Annotated in this window: 17 protein-coding genes and 4 pseudogenes; 10 read left to right on the top strand and 11 right to left on the bottom strand. The window is 54.6% G+C overall.

Annotation, left to right across the window (positions count from 1 at the left end):
- Positions 1-52 precede the first annotated feature (52 nt).
- Together KGB07_RS05435 and KGB07_RS05430 are read left to right on the top strand one after the other, a co-directional pair.
- On the top strand, positions 53-673 hold the full coding sequence (locus KGB07_RS05435) for a glycoside hydrolase family 19 protein (protein ID WP_223464827.1): 621 nt from the start codon (positions 53-55) through the stop codon (positions 671-673).
- 259 nt (positions 674-932) lie between these two features.
- Positions 933-1,847 (top strand): hypothetical protein, encoded by a 915-nt coding sequence (locus KGB07_RS05430; protein WP_223464825.1) that lies wholly within the window; start codon positions 933-935, stop codon positions 1,845-1,847.
- Between the two features lie 188 nt (positions 1,848-2,035).
- Here the strand turns inward: KGB07_RS05430 and KGB07_RS05425 are convergent, their stop codons facing one another.
- Both KGB07_RS05425 and KGB07_RS05420 read right to left on the bottom strand, forming a co-directional pair.
- Positions 2,036-2,245 carry a hypothetical protein gene (locus KGB07_RS05425; RefSeq protein ID WP_223464824.1) on the bottom strand — a complete coding sequence of 70 codons (210 nt, stop codon included), beginning with the start codon at positions 2,243-2,245 and terminating at the stop codon, positions 2,036-2,038.
- Positions 2,246-2,705: 460 nt separating this feature from the next.
- Positions 2,706-3,160: pseudogene (locus KGB07_RS05420) on the bottom strand (IS3 family transposase); the annotation flags it as partial.
- A 169-nt stretch (positions 3,161-3,329) separates the two neighbouring features.
- On the opposite strand from KGB07_RS05420, the gene KGB07_RS05415 reads away from it, so the two are divergent.
- From KGB07_RS05415 to KGB07_RS05380, 8 genes are all read left to right on the top strand, one after another.
- Positions 3,330-3,875, top strand: coding sequence for a fimbrial protein (locus KGB07_RS05415; protein WP_046041579.1), 546 nt, complete (start codon positions 3,330-3,332; stop codon positions 3,873-3,875).
- Positions 3,876-3,969: 94 nt separating this feature from the next.
- Positions 3,970-4,740, top strand: a complete 771-nt coding sequence (locus KGB07_RS05410; protein WP_046041578.1) for a fimbria/pilus periplasmic chaperone — start codon at positions 3,970-3,972, stop codon at positions 4,738-4,740.
- A gap of 149 nt (positions 4,741-4,889) precedes the next feature.
- Positions 4,890-7,475: a fimbria/pilus outer membrane usher protein gene (locus KGB07_RS05405; RefSeq protein WP_221174491.1), complete on the top strand. Its 2,586-nt coding sequence runs from the start codon at positions 4,890-4,892 to the stop codon at positions 7,473-7,475.
- 11 nt (positions 7,476-7,486) lie between these two features.
- Entirely contained in the window at positions 7,487-8,641 is a 1,155-nt protein-coding gene (locus KGB07_RS05400; RefSeq protein WP_185754803.1) for a fimbrial protein, read from the top strand.
- A 176-nt stretch (positions 8,642-8,817) separates the two neighbouring features.
- Positions 8,818-10,038 (top strand): EAL domain-containing protein, encoded by a 1,221-nt coding sequence (locus KGB07_RS05395; protein WP_046041575.1) that lies wholly within the window; start codon positions 8,818-8,820, stop codon positions 10,036-10,038.
- A gap of 89 nt (positions 10,039-10,127) precedes the next feature.
- Positions 10,128-12,992, top strand: a complete 2,865-nt coding sequence (locus KGB07_RS05390) for an ATP-binding protein (protein WP_223464823.1) — start codon at positions 10,128-10,130, stop codon at positions 12,990-12,992.
- A gap of 92 nt (positions 12,993-13,084) precedes the next feature.
- Positions 13,085-16,336, top strand: a complete 3,252-nt coding sequence (locus KGB07_RS29580; RefSeq protein WP_223464822.1) for a hybrid sensor histidine kinase/response regulator — start codon at positions 13,085-13,087, stop codon at positions 16,334-16,336.
- Positions 16,333-16,983, top strand: a complete 651-nt coding sequence (locus KGB07_RS05380) for a response regulator (RefSeq protein ID WP_046038054.1) — start codon at positions 16,333-16,335, stop codon at positions 16,981-16,983. The genes KGB07_RS29580 and KGB07_RS05380 overlap by 4 nt, the downstream gene beginning before the upstream one ends.
- Before the next feature lie 94 nt (positions 16,984-17,077).
- Here the strand turns inward: KGB07_RS05380 and KGB07_RS05375 are convergent.
- The 9 genes and pseudogenes from KGB07_RS05375 to KGB07_RS05335 form a co-directional block, all read right to left on the bottom strand.
- Positions 17,078-17,353: pseudogene (locus KGB07_RS05375) on the bottom strand (LysR family transcriptional regulator); the annotation flags it as partial.
- Between the two features lie 550 nt (positions 17,354-17,903).
- Positions 17,904-18,050: pseudogene (locus KGB07_RS05370) on the bottom strand (site-specific integrase); the annotation flags it as partial.
- A 272-nt stretch (positions 18,051-18,322) separates the two neighbouring features.
- On the bottom strand, positions 18,323-19,435 hold the full coding sequence (locus KGB07_RS05365) for a phage integrase Arm DNA-binding domain-containing protein (RefSeq protein WP_046038051.1): 1,113 nt from the start codon (positions 19,433-19,435) through the stop codon (positions 18,323-18,325).
- A 391-nt stretch (positions 19,436-19,826) separates the two neighbouring features.
- Positions 19,827-19,967 (bottom strand): hypothetical protein, encoded by a 141-nt coding sequence (locus KGB07_RS05360; protein WP_223464821.1) that lies wholly within the window; start codon positions 19,965-19,967, stop codon positions 19,827-19,829.
- Positions 19,968-20,038: 71 nt separating this feature from the next.
- A complete protein-coding gene (locus tag KGB07_RS05355; RefSeq protein WP_052960538.1) occupies positions 20,039-20,701 on the bottom strand; it encodes a hypothetical protein in 663 nt (220 codons plus the stop codon).
- 492 nt (positions 20,702-21,193) lie between these two features.
- A pseudogene (locus KGB07_RS05350) lies at positions 21,194-22,192 on the bottom strand (DNA cytosine methyltransferase); the annotation flags it as partial.
- 400 nt (positions 22,193-22,592) lie between these two features.
- Positions 22,593-22,751, bottom strand: a complete 159-nt coding sequence (locus KGB07_RS05345; RefSeq protein ID WP_172435756.1) for a hypothetical protein — start codon at positions 22,749-22,751, stop codon at positions 22,593-22,595.
- Positions 22,752-23,426: 675 nt separating this feature from the next.
- The gene (locus tag KGB07_RS05340; protein ID WP_046038049.1) at positions 23,427-23,660 is read right to left on the bottom strand and encodes a hypothetical protein; all 234 of its coding nucleotides are present in this window, start codon (positions 23,658-23,660) and stop codon (positions 23,427-23,429) included.
- A gap of 68 nt (positions 23,661-23,728) precedes the next feature.
- Entirely contained in the window at positions 23,729-23,917 is a 189-nt protein-coding gene (locus KGB07_RS05335; RefSeq protein WP_046038048.1) for a hypothetical protein, read from the bottom strand.
- Positions 23,918-24,017: the final 100 nt, after the last annotated feature.

Genomic DNA, 24,017 nt, shown 5'->3' with positions numbered 1-24,017 from the left:
CCACAAACCATTCCCGCCATCGAGCGGGATTTTTTTTGCCTGGAGAAAAGTGATGCCGATCACCCAGCAGCAGCTGCTGCAGATCCTCCCGAGCGCCGGCCCAGTTGCCGGCGTTTTTGTGTCCGCGCTAAACGACGCGATGGCGCGGTTCAAGATCGAAGGCCGGCTGCGCGTCGCCGCGTTCCTGGCTCAGGTCGGGCATGAGTCCGGCCAGCTGCGCACCTTGGTCGAGAATTTGAATTACAGCGCCGAGGGCTTGATCAGGACTTGGCCGAAGCGGTTCAACCTGCTGACGGCAACCTCAGTTGCCCGCAAGCCCGAGCAGATCGCGAACATCGTCTACGCCTCACGGCTGGGCAACGGGCCTGCTGTTACGGGTGACGGCTGGCGGTACCGGGGCAGGGGGCTGATTCAGGTCACCGGCTGGGTCAACTATCAGGCATGCGGCTCGGCCCTGAGCCTGGACCTGCTGACCAAACCCGAACTGCTGGAGCAACCGGCCTATGCCGCGCTGTCTGCCGCGTGGTTCTGGTCGAGCAATGGCTTGAATGAACTGGCGGATGCAGGCCAGTTTGAAGCGATCACCCGGCGTATCAATGGCGGGCTGAATGGTTTGCAGGATCGCCTGGAGATATGGGCGCGGGCGCGGGCGGTGTTGGTGAGATGCCCTTGACTTTCACTACTCCTTGCCGTTGTGCTCGCCTGCAGCGACAACCGTTCAATAGCTAAGGCGGTTCAGAGATTGGAGGGGCCATCTACGGTCCCTTTTCTTCACTACGGCACCTCTCACCCAACTCCACCCCCGTGCGTACTTGCATCGCACATGACCACCCAAATGCGCTGCAACTAACCAGGCAGTTTAATTCGTGGTGAGCAATTTTTTAATCCGGCAGACCAAACTCTTACCTCAAAGGCGACAAGTCTCGGGGTAAGTGAACCAGCTCGAAGAAAAAATCTCAACCAAGGATCTGGGTACATTTGCTGCCGGCATTCCACATATCATCCGTGCTACAGTCACCCCAACACTAAAGGGAGCCACAACCATGTACCTACTAATTTTTCTAGCAATAAGCGTGGCTCTAGCGATACCAACCTTTGGTGTCTCGCTGCTATTTTTCTTCTTTGTTAAAAACTGGTTTGACAACAAAGCTATGAGCTCACTGCTGGGCGTAGCCGTTACGGCGATGCGCGAAGAAGTAAGCCAAGAGCGATATCACATAAATCGGGCTGCCATTCATAAAGTGTTCACACGATTTTCCGATGCACCCCCAGCGGTTAAAAGTTTAAGCAATGGAGGGGCTACGCTTTATTGGGGGGTATTGCGGCACCCGATGATCAATAGTAATCAGAGTTTTTCCGTTCGATTTGGATACATTCCGCGAGCGGGTACGAGAAACACTGTATTCATAAAGGCGGCGCCGGGCATAGATCCGGACACTTTAAGCGCTCATGATCTTGAAGCTATCCTTGTCAGCGACCCAAAAAAATTGACATTTAATTATCCGGGGCTCGGCTGCGACGACGTCTTCAAAGAATTAATTATAAAGTCCTCAAGAAGTGATATTTCCAGCTGCGAGTGCCCGAACCTACAGTACGGTGCGTTTGTTGACTTTGTGATAAAGCAAGAAGCCTCCATAGAATATTTCGCTAACCACAAAGGTATAAATGCGTGGTTTGGCATTAATGATGTGGCATATTACGTTGGTGTGCTCACACTCGACGCTAGCAAAAAAGACCTCAGCGGTATCTCAATTTCCGCGCATGTGGTTGAAATAAAAGACATAGATGAATATGATTTTGAGCGTGAACTAGATAGTTTAGATAAGGACTTTGGCACACCCTTCTGAAGGGATCTAGTCTAAGTGGCGATAAGGGGCGGGGTAGTGCGGTGTGTGAGTCATTACTTTTCGTACAGAGTCTATCCCCCTCCATTCTGGTCCCTGCGCCCCTTGATCTACCTATCGCATTGAGTGCGGAGGCGAAATAGATCATTCGCATTCAAACGCTGAGTGTGCGCAGGTTGGTGTGACTGCACTCACTCGGGCGCCATCATCACTGCGAGGGTCATCCTGATAAATTCCTCATTCCTGTCGATAGCTTCCAGGGCACCGCGCACGTTGTCGGCGACGTCCGCCGATCCGCGCTGCTCGACCCAGTTCGACAGTTCCAGGATGGCGGCCTCCAGGGCGAGCTGGTTTTCGTTGAGCTTGTACAGTAGGGAAGGGAGCAGATCAGAGTTTGGCATCGAGAATCCTCCGTGGAGATTTCAGCGTAGCAGTGGTCAATCGTGTGGGGAGGGGGCAGTCGGCAGGACGCCGGGGAGGGGTCGAAAAAGGCTCAGTGACTTTTCGAGTGACTTTGTAAAACACGGTTGCGCACTGTTGGGCATCGTTGCAGCGAGCGCCAAGCGCGAAGCCTTGTATTTGGCGGGTTCCAGCGATCTCCGCATGCATGGGGTGCTAGGGGTCGAGTGTTCGAATCACTCCGTCCCGACCATATAATTCAAGGGGTTGCGAGATTTTATCTCGCGACCCCTTTTTATTTTTAGGCGTTTTTACCCCTACAAAAAGACTGACTTTCAGTGGAATCCTCACTGTATTCGTAGGAGTTCATGCCTTATTTGGCAGACGCTTCATGAGGACGGCCGTAAAAATTTTTACGTTTTTTTACAGTGAGTTTTGTCACTCTGAATCGCCCCGGGTTTTCTAGACACGATCCAAGCTCGCTGTGTAACGCTTTTCAAACTCTACCGGTGACAGCTGATTGTTGAAACTATGACGTCGTTTTGGATTGTAAAACATCTCGATGTAATCGAATACATCACTACGAGCATCTTGCCGCGTGGTGTAGATTTTTCTCTTGATTCGTTCCCGTTTCAGCAGCTGGAAAAACTCTCAGCTACGGCGTTGTCGTGGCAGTTACCTCGACGGCTCATGCTGGCGACCAGGTTGTTGGCCTTTAAAAAGCTGCGCCAATCAGAGCTGCTGTACTGGCTGCCCTGATCAGAGTGAACCATTACCTCCTGCTTCGGCTTACGCCTTCACACTGCTATCAGCAGTGCATCAATGGCCAAGTCGCTAGTCATTTGTGACTTCATTGACCAGCCAACGACTTGGCGTGAAATCAGATCGAGCACCACGGCCAAATACAGCCAGCCTTCATTTGACTCACCCCTGTCCCTCAGGGCGAATGGCTTTGATTTCGTCGATGGTGAATGATCTTCTTCGCATGAGCATTTTTGAGATTCCTCTGATACTTTCATCGGAGCGCTCCGACTAAATTGGCTTCGTTGTCCACGAGGACACGATTTCTTTCTAGCGGAACTCATCATGAAAAACTCAAAAATCCTCACCGCGTCGATCTTTGCCGTCAGCGCCATGGCCTCCCAGTTCGCGTCGGCCACGCCAACGACCGGCACGATCACATTCAATGGTGCGCTCATTGCCGATACCTGCATCGTCAACGGCGGTGGTAGCAACGACTTTAGCGTGACCCTGCCATCGACTCATACCTCCAGCTTGGTGGCGGCTGGAGCAACCGCTGGCGACACGCCTTTCAGCATAGAGCTGACCGGTTGCTCGCCTTCGGTTCCTGTGCGCGCATTCTTCAGTTCGGCAAGCAGCGGCATTGATGGCGCCACCGGTCGACTGAAAAATACCGGCCTGGCCACTAACGTAGAGGTGCAGTTGCTCAACAGCGCGAGCGCGCCGATTGCACTCAATGGTGCAAATGCCACCGCCCAGGGCGATACGCTGAAAACCACCAATGCAACGGGTGCTGCCACGCTGAGCTACACCGCTCGCTACTTCGCAAGCGGCGCCACTGGTGCAGGTTCGGTGAACTCCAGCGTGATGTACGAGATTGTTTACAACTAAGGCCCGCAACTGGCCAACGTTGTATCGATCCGGATGATCGCGGTTTTTGTCGCCGCGTTCATCCAGCCTTCTCAGGCAATATCAGTGACAGGTCATGAATATCAAAAGCAAATTTCACGTCGTTCTGGGTGCCAGCTTGTTGGTGCTGGGTCTGGTGGCAGGTACTGCTGCAAACGCGTCGGTGGTGATTGCTGGAACCCGGGTTATTTACAACGCACAAGAGCACGAAACCACGCTGAAAATCAGCAATAAAGGCAAGGAACCGGCACTCATTCAGGCGTGGGTGGACAAAGGAGAGGCCAATGCGGACCCTTCCGAAATCGACGTGCCTTTTACGGTGACTCCACCGTTGGCCCGCCTCGACTCTCAGAGGAACCAGACGTTGCGTATTTTCTACACGGGTGAAGCACTGCCCAAGGATAAAGAGTCGGTCTTCTGGCTCAACGTTCTGGAGGTTCCGCCCAAGCCTGCGGCAGATAAAGAGGATAAAAACTTCCTTCAGCTTGCAATCCGTTCGCGGATCAAACTGTTTTTCCGTCCTGTCGGTCTCAAAGGCAATGTCGGGGACACGCTGACCAGCATCACGTGGCGATTGATTCGGGATGCCGGTGGCGCAGCCCTTGAAGTGCGCAACCCAACCGTTTTCCACGCATCGTTCGCCAGTGTTGATGTCTCCAGTGGAGGCAAGACGGCCACGTTTGAAGACGGTGGCATGGTCGCGCCCGGCGAGACTCGCAGTTTCCCGTTGAAAGGGCAGATCACCCCGGGGGTCGATGCCAAGGTTCATTACCGCGCGATCAATGATTACGGCGGTATCACCGAGGGTGATGCAACCCTGAGCAGCGCGGCCAACCCGGCCAAGTGACAATGGACGTCGTGCAGCCACTGGCTGCTGACTGAGCCTTCCCAAGCACCCAAGGAATTGCTGAACGCTAGCAGCGTGTTGCGCTGTGACGGCTTTGCTGTTCCTGCCATTTCGGTAGTACTGCGATGCACATCCGTGTGAGTCCTCGTTTGTTCGTTCGCCAAGGCTCGATCAGCCTTCTGACGCTGTCCCTTTGCACCAGTGGCCTGGTAATGGCCGCCGAGCCTGCAAACACGGCGAAGGAAGTCCAGTTCAGCGATGACTTTCTGCGTACCGGGAAGCAGGCGATCGACACCAGCCGTTTTACCAAGGGCAACGTCGCACCGCCGGGGCAGTACCGGGTTGATTTGTACATCAACAAGAGCTGGCTGGCGAAGGTCGACATTACCCTGCGTGCGGTGGGCGAGGACAAGAGCGATGTGCAGCCGTGTTTCGACCGTGATTTGCTTGACCGTATCCACGTAGACCTCGGCAAACTCAGCCCGCAAGCCAACGCGCTCCTGGCCCAAGGAACTGCATGCGTGGCGTTGCCGGCGTTGATCCAGGACGCGACGGCGGTCTTTGACTTCGGTGAGCAAAGGCTGGATGTCAGCGTGCCTCAGGTCGCCATGAGTCGCAGTGCGCGCGGTTATGTCGACCCACAGTTCTGGGATGAGGGCGTGACGGCGGCGCGTCTTGGTTACAACGCGAACCTGTATCGCAGTGATTCAGCAGGCAAGTCATCGACACAAAGCTATGTGGGTTTGAATGGTGGCGTGAACGTGGGTGCCTGGCGGCTTCGCCATAATGGCAGCTATAGCAAGAGCCCTTATCTGGGTGGCAAGTATCAAAGTATCCAGACCAATCTACAGCGCTCGGTTGCGCCGCTCGATAGCCAGTTGGTGATCGGGCAGGCATACACCGATGGTTCCATGTTCGATAGCGTCGGTTTCCGTGGTGTGCAACTGGCGACCGACGATCGCATGCGTCCCGATTCCCAGCGCGGGTACGCTCCGATCATCCACGGTATTGCCCGCAGCAACGCCGTGGTACAGATCCGCCAGAATGGCAATCTCATCTACGAAACCAATGTTGCCCCCGGCGCTTTTGAAATCAACGATCTTTATCCCACTGGCTACGGTGGCGACCTTGAGGTTGTGGTGACCGAAGCGGATGGCAGCGTGCACATATCCAAAGTGCCTTATGCCGCACCGGTCAACTCGGTTCGCGAGGGCGTCACACGCTACAGCGTCACCAGTGGCAAGTACGACAACCCGGGCGTTGACGAAGCGCCCTGGCTGATGCAAGGCACGCTCCAGCACGGCTTTACCAACATGCTCACGGGGTATGGCGGTGTGCAGGCGGCAGACGGTTACTCGGCGGTTCTGGGTGGCATGGCGCTCAATACCAGTCTGGGCGCGTTCGGCGTGGACATCACACATGCCGCGGCTCAACTGAACAATCAGCCTGACCAGGCCGGCAGAAGCGTGCGCTTGAGCTACAGCAAACTCCTGGCACCTACCAATACCAACATTGCCGTCGCCGCCTACCGCTATTCAAGCAGTGGTTATCTCGGTTTGCAGGACGCGGTGATGATGAACGATGCCGAAGGCAAGGGTACAGCCCAGACCTGGGACACGCTGATGCGTCGTCGAGGGCAGATGCAAGTCACGGTCAATCAGAGTCTGCCAGAGGGCTACGGAAGCTTCTATGCCTCAGGTAGCAGCCAGGACTACTGGGACCGTAGCGGTCGTGATGTGCAGTACCAATTCGGCTACAGCAACAATTACAAGCAGGTCAGTTACAGCGTTTCGGCCTCGCGGCAGCTGGATGTCACCAATGCCAAATGGGACAACACCCTGATGTTGACGGTCGGTTTTGCACTCGGGTCCGGTGAGCACCAGCCGTACTCGACAACCTCCGTACAGAAGAGCTCCACCGGCAGTAGCAGCATCCAGGAAGGGGTCAGCGGCACCTTGGGCAAGGACAACAATTTCAGCTACGGGGTGAACGCCAACCGCAGCAGCAGTGATGGTGCTTCGAGCAGTACCAATGTGGGCGGCAATGCCAGCTACACCTCATCGATGGCTCGGGTCAGTGGCAGCGTCAGCCAAAGCAACAACTACAACCAGGTGGGGGCCAACGTATCTGGCGGGATCGTCGCCTACGAGGGCGGCGTGGTGTTTACGCCGAGCCTGGGAGAGACCAGTGCCATCGTGGAGGCCGACGATGCGGTCGGTGCACGCATCACCAACGCCAGCGGTTTGCGCGTAGACCCATGGGGCCATGCGGTGGTGTCGAGCCTGACGCCTTTTGCGCGCAATCAGGTGGAGATCGATCCGAAAGGCTTATCCGTCAACGTAGAGATGAAGTCAACCATGGAGCAAGTGGCGCCGACCGCAGGGGCGGTGGTCAAGCTCAAGTTTGAAACCGCCAACAGCGGTCGCGCGGTGTTCCTGCGCTTGACCACACCGCAAGGCAAGTCGCTGCCATTCGGTGCGCAAGTGTTCGCGGCAGATGGCAGCGCCGTCGGTACGGTTGCCCAGGGCGGTCGCCTCCTCGCGAGAGGCCTGAAAGCCGACAAGGGCGTGTTGAACGTCAAGTGGAGCGACGCGAGTCCGCACGCCTGTCGAGTGGATTATCAATTGCCGGCAGTGGTCAAGAGCGACGAGCCGAGCGCTGTCGCCATCAGCGCGATGTGCGAGCCCATCGCAGCAGAGGCCGACGTTGCGTTGGCTACTCAACCGAACCAGTGAAGGGGTAGATCATGCTTATGCAGACCACCGATATGAATCAGACCGCTGACAGATTGCCGAAACAGGCACTGGCTATTCGCACTCATCTTCAACGCTGGATCCTCGCGGTATTGTTGATCCTCAGTTGTGGCGTCGCACAGGCTTATCAGTGCGGGGGCGGCTATGCGCTGGACCCTAACATTCCCATTACCGCGGGCGGCGGCGTCATCACCACGTCTGCGGATGTGCCTGTCAACGGCTGGATCGGCGATTGGTCCGCGTACAGCAAAACTTACCGAAACTGGTGGTGCTATGCCTCCACGGGCGATGTGCTGCGACCGCAGCTCATGGGCACCGGGCAACTGGCTTCGCCGTCATCACTGACACTTGATGGTGTCACTTACAGTGTCTTCAAGACCGGGGTTGCCGGGCTCGGTATCGTGTTTCAGTGGCACCCGATCTACGGGACTGCAGATACCTCGGGCAACTACACCGGTACGGTCTATGAGCCGGTCACCGATGTGCCATTGACCAACGCGTATAACAATTCGGCGCCGGCCTGGAACTTCTCCCTGGCGTATCAACCAACGGATATCGGTATTGCCATCAGTGCGCGCTACGTCAAGATCGGCACCATCGCTGCGGGAAGCACCCTCGTGGCGCAAGGTGGTGTGACCATTGGCACCGCTACGATCCAATACAACGGGGCCGTATTCGGTACTAACAACATTGTATTGACTCAACTCAAATCCACGTTTCCAGTACTCGGTTGTACACCCACGACCAGCGTGCCCGTGAACATGGGCATTCATGCAGCGTCGGAGTTTAAGGGAATCGGCAGCATTACCGGAAAACACAGCTTCACCCTCCCGTTGACCGGTTGTCCGGCGGGCATGGGCGCGATCATGTTCTCATTGCACCCGGTCAGTGGCAGCGTCGGGGCGAGCACGAATGGTGTCGCACAGTTGACCCCGGGGACGGGTGTGGCCACTGGCATCGGGTTGCAAATCACGACGACGGGAACGGGGACGGTGGTGGGGTTTGACGTGAACACACGCTTTGCCGGTTATACCGGTATGGCTGGCAATTATCAGATCGGGCTGGACGCGGCCTACTACCAGACACAGGCCAGTGTCACTGCGGGAAGTGCCAATTCACTGATCGAATTCACCATCCAGTATCAATAGAGGGTGCAGGCTCGGGCCTGCCTTGGGTGGTGGCGCCACCCAGATTGCGAACTGTCTCATTTTTACCCGTCAGACCACAGCTTAGGCTGGGGGGAATGTTGATCTTGCATGCATGACACTGATACGGCACATGCGGGAATTCTTAACCAGTAACGGGTACCCAGAAGGTGCAATGAATGAGTCAGGACAATGTAACAAACATCTTGCATAGGGCAGAGTCGACCTCCGTGCTTTTGGTCGAAGATCATGTTTTCCAGCGTGAGTACGTGGCGCAACAACTGCGCACAGACATCGGTGTTGAGGTGGAGTGTGCTTCGAATGGTATTCAGGCATTGGAGATGTTGAGGGTCAAGCGCTACGACCTGGTTATCTGCGATCTGGCCATGCCCGACATGGACGGGATTGTGTTTATCAAACGCCTGGCGGAACTGAACGAAAAGCCTGACCTCGTCGTGCTTTCGTCGCAACCGGCTTCGCTTATTCAGTTGGTAGAGCGTCTGGCGACCTCATTGGGCTTCCGGCAATTGAGTGCGTTGAGCAAACCGCTCAATACGGGCGAGCTCAGTGCGGCCATGCGTCGTTTCGATAGCACGCGTAGCCCGTTGGAAGTGGTTTCGCATGACAGTGCGTCATCACCAATGTCCGCTGACGCTGTCGATGTGCTGGAAGGGTTGATCGGCAAGCAGTTCACCGCGTGGTATCAGCCGCAACATGATATTGAGACTTCCAGGATCGTTGGAGTCGAGGTGCTTGCGCGCTGGAATCATCCTTCGAGAGGCATTTTGTTGCCTTCGGTATTTTTGAGCACGATCATCTCGTCGGGCTGGATCAATCACCTGAACTCGATGCTGTTGGAGAAAGCACTGAGGGCCCAGGCTGCGTGGCGCAAGATGGGGTGGCCGCTGACCTTGTCGTTTAACATTCCGGTTTCACTCCTTTCAGAGGAGTCGCTTCCTGAGCGTTTGCTGGCTATTGTCGAGCGCTGTGGAGGCGACCCGGGGACACTGATGCTGGAGTTGACCGAGACGACCGAGACCGACGACTACAGTGATTACCTGGCGGGGGCTGCACGGCTCAAGTTAAAGGGTTTCAAATTATCCATTGACGATTACGGGACAGGTTATTCGTCGTTGTTGAATTTGATGTCGGTTCCCTTCGATGAAATCAAGATCGATCGTGTTTTTGTTCATGGTGCACATAAAAGCCCTGTGGCTCAGGTCGCGCTTGAAAGTAGCATTTCCCTGGCCAAGCAGCTAAATATAAAAGTGGTTGCAGAGGGCGTGGAAGATGCTCGGGACTTGACGTTACTTAAAAAACTGGGTTGCAGTACCGTGCAAGGCTACCTATTCAGCAAACCCATGGCGGAGTCTGCATTGGAGCAGCTATTGCTTGGGTGAGGCTGTGTCGAAAGCAGGCTGTTTGTTATTTGGCCGATTATAAGAATCCTCTCATATAAGGCGATTGGTGTGACGGATAGTATTTCGTCATGACCAAGCATACGCATACTCAATGTCTTTCGAATAATTGGATTCTAGATCCAGAATTTGCTTATAAACTGATTGGTTGCTTGTCTATTGCATTTGTACTCGGTGTGCTGGGTGCTGTCGCGATGTACTTTTATGCATCCGTGATGTCCGAAACATCAGAGTATCGTAAGAATTTTAACAATGGTTACACCCAAAGCCGAGACTTCTTTGAAAAAAACGAGATGCTGCTTGCAGGAATGATTAAGGGAGTCGATTTTGTACCCGGTTCGGCTGCTCCCGCTTCAGCCTCGGAAAGAAAGAGTTTCTATTTGGAGTCCCTTTCAGCGCTTGATGGTCGCAAGGGCATTTTGAACCTGTCTGCGCAGATGCGTCAGGAACTTCGTGAGTCGAATGTCAATATCATTTATATGGACAGGGCAGCGGGTGTGGCACGTTATGTATTAAACTCTGGCACAAACAGGGGCAATAAGTTAAAGGAAGTGTTTGAACAGTTGCAGGGTGTTGACTGGGCCAAGAATGTGGGCAGTGGGTTGCAGGTCTTTCAGTTAGGGACTGGCAGCGAGAAAAAATCATATATATTTGAATCGTTTTCGCCTCGATTGATGCCCAATGCCTGGCTTGGATTAGAGATCCCTCATGCGCGAGTTCAGGAATCAATAATGAGCGAAATGACCGCGGCGCCGGAGTTGGGTGTCAAATACCTTATTCTGGATAAAGGCGGGCGAGTCGTGAGTGGTGTTCCAGAACCGGATCCGGGCAAGCGTGGTAGTAGTGATTTTTTGAATGCGCTGAGTAGTAAGGGTGATGGGTTTGAGAGTTATGGTGCCCCTGTATTTAAACTGTCCCTGAAGAAAGAATTGGGCGGCGGTCAGCGCTGGATTGTTTATTATGCAAGCTATGATGATGTGTTATGGCGGATGCGTTATTCGGTGGTGTTTGGTTGTTTGGTTTTTTTAGCCTCGGTCGTGTCGGCCTATATTATCATGCGGTATGTGAGACGTGCGGTTTTTCTTCCTGCGCAAGAGCAGGCAGTGCAACTCCTGGAGAGAGAAGAATTTAATCGTACGATGCTGAAGTTGGCCCCGGTGGGTATTTGTGTGTTCAGTCGGAAAAGTGGGGAATTATTGGTTCAGAGTGAAAAAGCCAAGGCCATGCTTGCATCGTATGTTGAAATGGGTGGGTGCCGTGCAACCCTGCGCGACTTCTTCATGAGCATACAGTTTACAGACGGTGAAGTTCCCTACCGTACGGGAGTGACCACCTTCACCACCAATGAAAATACACCTCGGTACATTCATGTTTCGTTGGCGGAGTTGCAATATAACGAGCAGCCTGTTCTGTTTTGTTCGTTTGTCGATGACAGCGAGCGCAGGAATGCAGAGTTAATGCTGGCCTCTGCGAAAGAAGCCGCCGACGAGGCAAATGCGGCCAAATCCACGTTCCTGGCGATGATGAGTCATGAAATTCGCACCCCGCTGTACGGCGTACTGGGCACGCTGGAGCTGCTGGCAAACACTACGTTGCTACCGCCTCAGCGGGGCTATCTGAACACCATCGAGCACTCCTCCAGTAACCTGTTGCACATCATCGATGACATTCTGGATTTCTCCAAGATTGAGGCAAGTCAGCTCGCATTGGAGTCAGGGCAATTCAACCTGATTGAACTGGCACAAGACGTGGCCAGAAGTTTTGTATCGCTGGCGCGAAAAAAAGGCGTGGAACTCTACTGTTGTCCGCAACCGGATCTACCTCTGCTGCTCGGTGATCGCAATCGTCTGCAGCAAGTGCTGAATAACCTGTTGAGTAACGCGGTGAAGTTCACCGACAGCGGCAAGATCGTCATTCGAATCGGTGGCACTGAAAATGCCGCTGGCCGGTTCGATATACGGATACAGGTTTCGGACTCGGGCATTGGCATCCGTAAAGCGTCGCAGGCCAATCTGTTTGAACCGTTTACTCAGGCTGACAATTCGACGGCACGGCGTTTTGGCGGTACAGGGTTGGGGCTATCGATTTGCCGCAAACTTACGGAGTTGATGGGCGGAAAAATCGAACTGGTCAGCGAGTTGGGCCTGGGTAGCAGCTTTATCGTATTGCTTGAACTACCCATCGCCGGGAAGCTGAAACCGATCAGTCTGGCGGGGCTACCGACCGTCCAGGTGTTTGCCGGCGCCAATGAGCAGCGTGAAACGTTACTCGCGTTAGTCGAACATGCAGGCGGTCAGGCGTTGCCCCTGCCGGAAACGCTACCCGCGTCAGTACACAATGACTTGCTGTTGGTTGCCTGGTCGCACCGGCCAGAAATGACATTCGGCAACAGGTTTGCAGGCATCGTTTGGCTTGACCCGCAAGGTTCGCCAACACCTGAGTGGCGCGAAGACGGTTGGCATGTGAGCAGCCTGAGCCAGCAGGGCATTCTGCAAGCCTTGCAACTGGCTGAGGGGAACGACCCATTGGGAGGCAGTACATCACTTGTCTTTGCGCCCACGGTACTCAAGGCGTTGCACGTGTTGGCCGTTGAAGATCATCCCATCAACCAGTTAGTACTGACCGAACAACTGCAGCAACTGGGCTGTCAGGTAACAATGGCTTCGGATGGTCGTGAAGCCTTGCAACGCTGGCAGCATGGTGAATCCTTCGATGTGGTCTTAACTGACGTGAACATGCCAGAGCTGGATGGTTACCAATTGACCCGGCGACTACGCGCAGAGGGAATCAAAGTGCCTATCGTCGGGGTGACCGCCAATGCCCAGGCCGATGAAGGAGAGCGCTGTTTTCAGGCCGGTATGGATGGCTACCTGGCCAAACCCGTTTCTCTGGCTGGACTCAAGCGGGAGCTTCTGCGAATTGGAGGGCTGTGCTAGCAGGTGAGTCGCGAGAAACAACAGAAAAATGTTGTCCGCGCCAAGAATTTTGAGCAGCGTGTGATCTGGTCACACTCATTGAGGAGGGCGCAGTGGAAAAGCGGCAAATTCAGCGTTCTGAACTGTTGCCAGGCTGCGCAACCGCGCTGGCATCGTTAGTACTGTGTGCTCTGTTCGTTTTTTATCTCCACGGCGTTTTTCTCCACGCGGTTGGCCAATACGACAGATGGAGTCGTGAGCACGCCAGAGCTCTGTTTTTACGTGCAGATGCAGAAGAACTTTTTGTCGAGAGTACTGCACGGATACTTCAGTCGGATGTGCTGGTGAGAAGTGATGCTTCCAGGCTGGATAGCCTGGCTGAACTACCTGTGATTACTAACAGCGGCGTTGAAGGGATAAATGATAGTGGGAGGGGCATCATACTCCGGGGAGGGGGAAAAAGCCCAAAGGGAACGGAGTATGAGTTTTTTCGGCAAGCGAAGATCCTTTCCAATATGGGCGGTGTATTTGCGCAGGAAAAATATAAAGACAGACGGCGATTGCTGATCTCCGCAGAAGACGCGTTGCTTTTCAATTCATTTGACACTGCCGAGGACTGGAAAAACGGCTCCCGTCAGAGCTCGATTGAGCTTGGCGATTATATTGAGGAAGTCAGAGCCCCGATTTTTCATGACGACGCTGATTTAGCCGGCAGTGCGGGGGTTAATAAAGGGAGTGTCTGGACGGCCGCACATGCCAGTGTCGTTGATGGTACTCAGGTTATTACGTGCTATGTGCCCATCTATGATCAACATGGAAGGCTTGCATCGTATTTGATGGGTGAGGTTGCGATATCAGCGTTAGAAGGACGGGAGTGGTTACAGCAATATGGCATGAGCCTGGCGTTGTTCGACTCCAAAGAAAGACTGGTTGTCGCAGATGCTGCCCTGGAAGGGACTCGTGCCTTGAGGACTCATCAGCGGGCAGTGCAGGATAGCTCCGGTTTTAACTTCGAAATTGACGGAACCTGGCTGCTGATTTTTGTTGAAGCCCCACAAGTACATTGGCGTGTTGTTTATGGCGTTCCTTTAACCAAGGTGCTTTTAACCCATTGGCTAGCGATTGTTTTTTCGTCATGTGTGCTGGTGTTAGGGCTAGCGGGTACCGTTTGGATAGCAAGAAGCATTCGGCGTCGTATGCATACTTCGGCACAGCAAAAAGCAACGAAAGTGTTTGAAGGGCGTAATCTGGTCCAGACAGTGATGGACCACTCTCTGGTGGGGTTGTGCTTATTGCGCATGAGCGATGGCGAAGTATTGATTCAGAATGAGCAGTCTCGGGAACTGATAACAGTCGACGTTGAGCACGATGGACGGCGTTGGGGATTGCGCGAGTATTTTTTGATGATGTCAGACAAGGAAATGCCTGAAACCGGGCCCCTTGAAATTGATGCACAGACGCCAGACACCGGGGAGCGCATGCGTGTTTTGGCCCACTTGGTCAAGGTTAATTATTACGATGAGCCTGCGCTTTTTTGTTCGTTTGGCGATGACAATGAGCGCAGGAATGCAGAGTTGATACTGGTCTCGGCCAAAGCATCTGCCGACGAGGCAAATGCGGCCAAATCCACGTTCCTGGCGATGATGAGTCATGAAATTCGCACCCCGCTGTACGGCGTACTGGGCACACTGGAACTGCTGGCAAACACTACGTTGCTACAACAGCAGCGGGGCTATCTGAACACCATTGAGCATTCCTCCAGTAACCTGCTGAATATCATTGATGACATTCTGGATTTCTCCAGGATTGAAGCGAACCAGCTGACCCTGGAGTCCGAACCGTTCAATCTTGTTGAGTTGGCTGAGGGCGTGGCGAGGAGCTTCGTATCGCTGGCGCAAAAAAAAGGCGTGGAACTGTACTGCTGCCTGCAACCGGATCTGCCTCTGCTCGCTGGGGATCGCAACCGTCTGCAGCAAGTGCTGAGTAATCTGTTGAGTAACGCGGTGAAGTTCACTGACAGCGGCAAGATCGTCATTCGAATCGGTGGCACTGAAAATGCCGCTGGCCGGTTCGATATACGGATACAGGTTTCGGACTCGGGCATTGGCATCCGTAAAGCGTCGCAGGCCAATCTGTTTGAACCGTTTACTCAGGCTGACAATTCGACGGCACGGCGTTTTGGCGGTACAGGGTTGGGGCTATCGATTTGCCGCAAACTTACGGAGTTGATGGGCGGAAAAATCGAACTGGTCAGCGAGTTGGGCCTGGGTAGCAGCTTTATCGTATTGCTTGAACTACCCATCGCCGGGAAGCTGAAACCGATCAGTCTGGCGGGGCTACCGACCGTCCAGGTGTTTGCCGGCGCCAATGAGCAGCGTGAAACGTTACTCGCGTTAGTCGAACATGCAGGCGGTCAGGCGTTGCCCCTGCCGGAAACGCTACCCGCGTCAGTACACAATGACTTGCTGTTGGTTGCCTGGTCGCACCGGCCAGAAATGACATTCGGCAACAGGTTTGCAGGCATCGTCTGGCTTGACCCGCAAGGTTCGCCAACACCTGAGTGGCGCGAAGACGGTTGGCATGTGAGCAGCCTGAGCCAGCAGGGCATTCTGCAAGCCTTGCAACTGGCTGACGAGAACGAACCGGACGGGCTCGGGACATCGGCTGTCATTGTGCCCTCGGTGCTCAAGACGTTGCACGTGTTGGCGGTTGAAGATCATCCCATCAACCAGTTAGTACTGACCGAACAACTGCAGCAACTGGGCTGTCAGGTAACAATGGCTTCGGATGGTCGTGAAGCCTTGCAACGCTGGCAACGTGGAGAGCACTTCGACATGGTGGTGACGGATGTGAACATGCCAGAACTGGATGGTTACCAGTTGACCCGCCGATTACGGGCAGAGGGGATCAAAGTGCCTATCGTCGGGGTAACCGCCAATGCCCAGGCAGAGGAAGGAGAGCGCTGCGTGCAGGCCGGCATGGACGGTTATCTGGCCAAACCCGTTTCTCTTGCGCGACTACGAGAGGCATTGCAGGCAGTGGGTGTTTCTGTTGCGGGTGTCTCAAAGGTCAATGTGATTGCAAAGCTGGACGAAATTAATCCGGCGATGCGCGATTTGTTTGTTTCGACAACGAGGCACGATTGGGCGGCCATGATGAACTCGTTGTCAGAGGGTAATGCTACGGCAGTCACTCAGTATGCACATCGACTCAAAGGTGCACTTGTGACGATCGGTGCAATGGACGCAGCGGATTTTTGCTCGCACCTTGAAGAGATCGCCGCTTCTGGCCACCTGTCCAGAATTGACGAGTGCCTGAGTAGTTTGAAGGAATATTTGGATCCTATATTGGAGGCGTCATCATGACCCTTAAGGTGGTTCTGGCAGACGATCATCCGATTGTTTTGTTCGGGGTTCGTATGGCTCTTGAAAGAGAGCCCGGAATTGAGATCTGCGGGGAGGCGCAAGACTCGACTGCACTGGTCGAGCTGATGGATAAAGTAAAACCCCATGTGCTGATCAGTGATTTCTACATGCCTGGCGGTAAACATGGGGACGGCTTGACACTGGTTTCGTTTGTCAAACGACGCTATCCGGACGTCAAGCTGATCATTCTCACTATGTTGACCAATCCATCATTACTGGAAAATATCGTCAATGCCGGCACGGATGGTGTTCTGCTCAAAAGTGGAGGGCACGATAACCTGGTTGATGCGATTCGGGCTGTTGTCCAAGGCAAAAAGTACATCGATGCTGCAGTCAAGGCCATGCTCAATGATGCCAAGGCCAATAACTTGAACTCGCGTGGAGACCCAGGGCAAAAGGTGCTATCGAGTAAAGAGTCGGAGGTCATGCGACTGTTCGTGGGCGGGCACACGGTTTCTGAAATAGCCAATATGCTCAATCGGAGCGTGAAGACCATCAGTCATCAGAAAATATCAGCTCAGCAAAAGCTGGGGATCGCCAATGACAAGGAGCTGTACGAATACGCGTTACGAAACGGCCTGCTTTGACAGGCATCGTTCCACTGATCCTGAGTCAGGCCGTCGTTTTGACTTTATGATTGCCCGCAACGCTGCAGGGCATTATCCGTGACGTACTCTGTTTTCAGAGTCTGCGCATGCGCAACTCTTCGATCATTTTCAGGCAATGACTCTCCCCCGGTGACACATCGCCGACGCGGCGACTGAGGATGATCGGCGAAGCGGCGTTGGTTTCCAGCACCGGGGTGAACCCGATGTCGTCGCGGTGCAGCAACTCCACCGTGGCCGGTACCAGCGTGACACCAATGTCGGCGTCCACCAGGCCTATGGCTGTCTGCAGTTCGTTGGTCCATTGCGTCACCTTGATGCTCATGCCGTAGAACTCGAAAAAGTTGATAACCATGGTGTTAGGTAGGGAGGTACGCCAGAGCTCCGGCTCAGATGTATTCCAACGTTACAATCATGGCACGGGGGGATTGTGCGGCCAGTGGCAAGGAGATCACTGCCTGCGAGTGAACTACACGCATTTTGGCCGATGCGCTTGTAGTGCCAGGAGTACTCAAGGAGGCCCTGACAGGGTTATCGCAGTCAGAAAGATGAACTTGCACAAACTGTCGTTCATTTAGTGTCGTTTGAGTGTCTATGCTGACCTTGCAAGGTGGGGCATAAAGTCCTCCCGAAAATTGAATGCTGCCATCGGTTGCCTGAACAGAGGCGAGCATTGAGAAACCAAGAACGAAGGCTAAACAAGTCAGCTGATGGGTTGATTTTGTCATCGTGTTACCCCTCATGTTGTAACTGCTCGTAAAACGTGTAAGTACATCCTGCTTAGCGGCAGATCCACGAACAACTTGAGTTCAGGCACTGGGGGCTCGCTGGTGCTGCAAAATGCATTCATCCCGTTAAACGTGCTGGCCCCGTGAGCTCACTACTTTTTCAGCGTAGCTAACACCCCACCGATACCGGTAGAAAAAACTGACCGACACACCGTCCTTACGCACTGAGATTCGACCGGCGAGACTGCCATCCTCCCTGAGGATGCGGCCGGCATCATTGGCGGTCAGCGACTCGAGTTCCTTGATGGTGCTTTTGGCCATAAAATGGACTCCCCCTACTTTTCCCCCCACAAAAACGCCGGCTCTTGATGGACGTTACTGGACTCTCGTAGAGCAGAACACCGCTGGAGCTCAAGTAAATACTAGCTTGGAAAAATCCAGAGTAAATTTTTGGAAGCTTTCAAGAAGTATGAAAAAGGAGATGGGGTGCTAGGGGTCGAGTGTTCGAATCACTCCGTCCCGACCATATTTACTGAGTAAAATCAGATACTTAAGTCGATCAGACAGATCGGCTTTTTTGTGCCTGCGCAAAACTACCCGGTGATTTCGCTGATATTCAGGTCCGGAACTGCCTCGGACCAGATGATTTTCTCGTGGTCCCGCTGGTAGTTCTTGGTCATGCCTTCGCTCGCATGGCCTGCGATTTTCTGCCCGTCCTTTCCGGCTTTCTTATACAGGTGCAGCGATAGTGCTCGCACTTCGTGGAAGCCCGGCATCTCTTCTTCCTTCCATCCTGCGTAGCAGTTTGCCGCCTCCCTGGCGTCCTTGAATGCTCGCGTCAAATACCGCTCTTCAATCTTCGTCCAGTGGTCCTTGTGCTGCGCCTGTTTCTGTTTCCGGCGTTCGGGCTTGCGATGCACCAGGTATGGCGAGGCTATGTCGTCACGGCATTGGCTGATTACAGCCTGTAGCTCGGGCGTCACTCGAAAGCGAATCCACGCTGCGTCACTGGCCTTGGCCGTCTTCTTCTGCACCAAGTACAGGAAGCCCTCTCGAACACCGTCGAATCGCATATCCAGGATGTCCGTCCGGCGCTGGGCAGTGATGAGGGCGAGGTCAATTGCACTCTGTAGCCAGGCTGGCGCTTTCTCCCGGATGGCTTTCAAGCCTTCGACGGTATGGCGTTTGCGTTGTTTCTTCTCAATGCGGTTGATTGTGCTCGCCGCCGGGTTGTCTGGGCACAGGCCTTTGGCGGCAGCGTGATTGAAAACATCGATCAGCAGTGCCCGGCATTGGTTTGCCGTCCGGGAGGTGAGGGCATCCAGCATCTCCGCGACCATGCGGATCGTGATCTGGTCGACGGCCTTGCCTTCGAACTGCTTACAAAAGCGCCGGAAGTGCACCGCGTACAGGTTGAGCGTGCCCTTGGCCAGTTCCCGCGGCGGCAGGACGTCGTGCTCGTATGTATCGAGGAATCCGGCAAACGATTCGACAGAGTTGTTCAACACAGCACCGACCAGATCGGCACCGCGCATAAACTCTAGGTTCAACTGCTTCGCAGCGTCGATGGCCTTGATGCGGTCGGTACCAAACTGGAACCACTTCCCGTCGGTTGGCCGGCGGTAGCGATAAGTCGAGCGCCGCGCGTCGAAGTAGAGGTTCTGCGGAAGGCTCTTGTTCGCAGTGTTGCGCTGCCGTGGCGACATTGGATGCTCCATGCCGCGCGCGGCGGCAGGGTGGGTATGTGGAATTCTGATGAAGGGCGTGAGGCACGCTTTGAAGGTGAGCTACGGTTTATTGGTTCACCTCGCCAGTTGCGTACACGCTTTCTCCCCTGAGGTGACTGGCGGGGTGAACCCTTACCGGCGCGGCCCCTTGTAGATGAGCCAGAGCATGTAGAGCGGGGCTGCTATAGGGATGAGCATGGCGTTTACTCCGTCCCGATGAGGTAGGTAGGCTCGTTGGCTTCCGCCAGCCACTGACGTAGGCAGCCGCACTACGCATGTGGCGGGTCTTCATCAACCCATTGCTTGTCGAGCATGTCCTCGCTGGTCAACTCGACCTCCCAGTCCGCGTAGTCGGCAGGGTCATCACCGTTCATTTCAGCGAGCACGCGGCGGGCTTCTGCTTCATCGGTAGCGGCGCCCCAGTCTTGTTCGCCAACCTGGAAGCACAGCAGTGCAGGGCGGGCTGGCTGCCGTTGAGCTCGAACTCAGGGGGGTGGTTTTCAATAGGCATGACTTCGTCCTTGCCGCTATAGCGGCTGACTTTAAAGGGGGGGGCAGAGGGGGTGGAGTACAGATGTACTCCTATCGGGATTCGGCTGACTGCGCGCCTGCTGGATGAGTTGCGTTCCAGAGTTCAAACGCTTCCTGAGTGGTGGCCGCCGTGATCTTCTCGTCGCAGGTGTAGCAGTGCGCTACGCCGCCGGCCGCGCCGACATCGCGATGACCTTGCTTGCAGGGGTTCATATGCCAGTCATCATCCAGCTCGGGTTCCGACGCGGTGGCTTCAACCACCAACGTCTTCCCGCAGGAATGGCAGAAGTGCATGCTGTTCTCTTCCGGACCGTCATCATGGAATGACCAGGTCACGCCACAGCTGCTATGCCAGATGCCGCTGTCGTCTTCCCGACTCCACTCGCAGGTACCGGAGCAGTCACCAATCCGCTGATCCGCTGCGTTCAGGCGTTGCTGCAGCGAGTCAACCTTATTCACTGCCCGATCATATTCACCCTTCGCTGCACCCAGTTCGTCACGCAGTTCGCTGATTCGCTCCTGCGCCTGGTCCACGACCTGCTGTGCTTCGTGCACATCGATCCAGTTGCCCATGGCTTTGTCCTCGAACTTCTGAACCGAGGTGCCTGACGGGGAAAGTAAAAAGGCATAGCGCGGCAGAGCATTCAACTTGTCCCAGAACTCCATGCCCTGGCGAGGCGTGGTGACTGTGTTGGATTGGTTTTCTGTGGGCATGGGGCGTCCTATGCCGGGGCATGCCCGGGCGGTGGTGGGGGGGAGTCGTCTATAGTTAAGAGTTCAGCCAATGGAGGTAGATATGGAATGCCTAATTTGCGATGAGCCTGCCTCGGACGTCGCTGCTGGTGATGATTACCAGGAACGATCATGCGTAAAGTGCGGACAATATCGAATTACCCATACAGCGCTTGTTTGGATGGAAACCCATGGCTGGCGATTCGACGTGAAGATGACTCGGGCCTGGCTCGCACATCAACAGGGCTCGGGGCTGATCCCTACTATTGATTCGCAGCAGGCTAGCGTTCTGATCCTGGTTTAAGCTGCCGCCATGCCTCTATCATCTTCCTTTCTCGCCAGCTGGCGTGATTCGTAGAAGTGGGGTATTACTGAACTGCCGGAGCGGGGCCCTACCCCTGCTTAATCCGGTGAGAGGCACCTGCTTAGCGGGTGCCTTTTTTTGTTTGGTTCAGTTCAATAGGTGAGGATGAGTCACGCCGCGAGGCGCTGGTAAAGTTCGATGATGTCGGCGGCGTTGGCGCTGACCAGTGCTTCGGCCTCATCCGGGCAGACACTGTTGCCAATCAGCCGGACTTGGTCCGTTTTGTTGATGTCACGCCACTCTTCGGCACCAGTGACCGGGTCGACAAACAGGCCGCGGTCGATGATGTAGGCCTTGTCGAAGCCTTGCGCTGCCTTCAACTCTGGCGGCTGAAGCATGCGCAGCGTGATATCCACCAGCACATAGCCGCCGACCATGACCAGGTCCGCCGGGTCTTTGAAGTACTCCGGCAGATGCTCATGCATGAACGCGGCGCAGCGGCGGGCGCCTTCCAACTGCTCAGGTGTCAGGGTGTCCGGCACCTGCACTACCTCAACCAGCGCGACGCGATCCTTCGTCGGCAGCGTGTGCATTGGTTCGGTGAGCGATATGCCGTCCTTCTCGTTGCCGTAGTACTTCACCAGGTAGGCGTTCGCCAGTCGCTGGTTGGCGCCGGATTGGCAGATGGTCGAGAGCGGCGAGTCTGCGGCGCGGCCGTCACCGTCGTAGAACCCACCGTTTGCTTGTTCGAAGAATGCAGCCGATACCGCGTGATGTCCGGTACTCGTGGCGACCACACCGAGTGGGCTGGTGACGTCGGCGCCGATCGAGCCTTTCCGCAATGTCACCATGTTTGCTGCGGCCATCGCGAAGTGGCCGCCTTTGACTTGTGCGACCTGGGTGCGCAGTGGCTCCAGCGCACTGAAGTTGCGCTGCGACGAGCCGTTGGCGCACTCGGTGAGGAACGGCGCCGCTACCGGCTGCACCAGTGCGTGATGCGTGCCGCCGGCACTGATGGTCGATAGTGCTTCGTCGACACCGTGAGTGCTGGTGTGCGCTTCCGATGTTCCGCGCATCGGCACAATGAATGGCTTCGCGCTGGTCAGCACGTGCCGCCAGCAACCCTTGGCCACGCGGCGCATGGTGTTCACTGCCATTGGCTTGTCTTGCGCTGCTTGATGGCTTCCGCCGTCAGCTCCTGCTGTTCTTCGGACATGGCCTGCCTCTTCATTTCCGTGGGCCGGTAGATCCAGCCATATCTGTCGTCGGCGCTGGCGCACCTGGTTGTTGATGCGCCTCATGCTGCCCTCTGCTGATTCCAGACACCCACGGCGTAAAGAGCGCGCACGGATTCATCGACACCGTCCAGGCTGTCCAGTTGGAACTTCAGCATTGGTTGTCTCCCAGAGACTATTTGCAGGCCCTGCCTGCAGATATGAAAAAGCCCCGTCATTGACGAGGCCTGTGTAAATCGTTGGCATAAAAAAAACCGGCGGCTGCCAGGGCTTGATTCAAAGCATGTAGGCCCGTGCGAAGGGGCGGACCTTTTGGGTGTTAAATTTTTCCGTGTCAGTCGTCTTGATCTATCTGATCAAGAAAATCAACGTCATCATCTTCTTCGTCAACAATTGCCTGAGCGTCTTCTTCAACCCATGACTCGTCATCATGGAATTCATGATCGAGCAGGTGGTCGTGCTCAGGCTCGGGAATATCTCGTTCTTCGCTCATGACTTACCGAAACAAAAATGAAAGAACGGACTGTATATGCAGATCCTTTCCCTCAGTCAACGATCACGAAACAACGACACGTTCACGGAGCAGCTTAGCGTTGTCTCACAGAGACGAGGATGCAGGCCCTGCATGCAGATACAAAAAAAACCGCTCGATGGCGAGGTTTCATTCAGTGTTAAAGGTTTAAGGCCTTATGCCTGAAAATCCGAATCGACCTTTTTCAGCGAGCCTTAAACTCAGCCAAGGGTGGTGGATCTCAAAGTGCTTGCGAATGGTTTCGAAGGCAGCTCTTTGACCACTCTCCGATTCAATCTCAAATGGCAGACTGTCCGACGTACCCACGCCCCGTCCTACCGGTGAAAGGAAAGACTCTAAATAGTCGATGGAGTATTGGGCGGTTCTTTCAATCTCAGATGTCATTTCTTCACCTCTGCTGACGGTGCAGAGATGATAACCATGGTCGACGGAGTTATCCGCAGAAAATCTGAATTCCAGCTCGCTCATTCCCCGCAGGTTAAGAATTAACGCAGCGGTTTGAGGCAAAGGTTTAGGCGAATCCTCAGAGCCGATCCCCCTTGGCCACACTTGTTTTCATATGGTGGCGAACGGGAGATTGCTTCGACCTACCATGCGGCACTCTCATTCAAGTGCTCACATGACAGACAGACTTTCTTAGCTTTGAGCATCATGCACGGTCACCCTCACTCCCGTAGCCACAATCTCGTACTCAGTCTCAGAAATCTTTTTCACGTCACCACCAGATTGCATTTCGAAATGCTTCAGGCCTTCATGTCGAACCATGCCGTTTGGCGAGCGCTCAATGGTCTCGTCCTGATAGATGTTAATCACGTAGTGCAAGTTATCCGTGCCAACCCCAACTATTTTTCCAACATATTTATCTGCCATGTCCGAACTCCTTGCGTGAAATCTCAAAGTAGCTGGTACTGACAGATCAATCCAGAGCATTGAACAGTTCAGCTCACCATGATGTTGGTCTGTACCTGGGCGTGCCCGTGCAAGAGAGATACGACCAGGCCCTGAGGCAGACCAGCAGCCTTTGCGGCATCGATCGCATTGACAATGGCGCTATCCAGATCAGTGATGGCCTTGTTGATGGCTCGGCTCAGTGGCAATGCGTGATGTAGCCGGGTGACGCTGCTCATTTGGCCAAATTCGGCTGAAGCACTACCCGGGCAATCATCACCAGGAGGCCCAGCACGCCATAGGCCAAGTAAATACTAGCTTCGTAGAGTCCAGGGTGAA

Source organism: Pseudomonas sp. GL-RE-26, assembly GCF_019956275.1.
GTDB classification, from domain to species: domain Bacteria; phylum Pseudomonadota; class Gammaproteobacteria; order Pseudomonadales; family Pseudomonadaceae; genus Aquipseudomonas; species Aquipseudomonas grandcourensis.
Note: the sequence above shows the minus strand (reverse complement) of the source record. Positions and strands in the feature narration are given on the sequence as shown.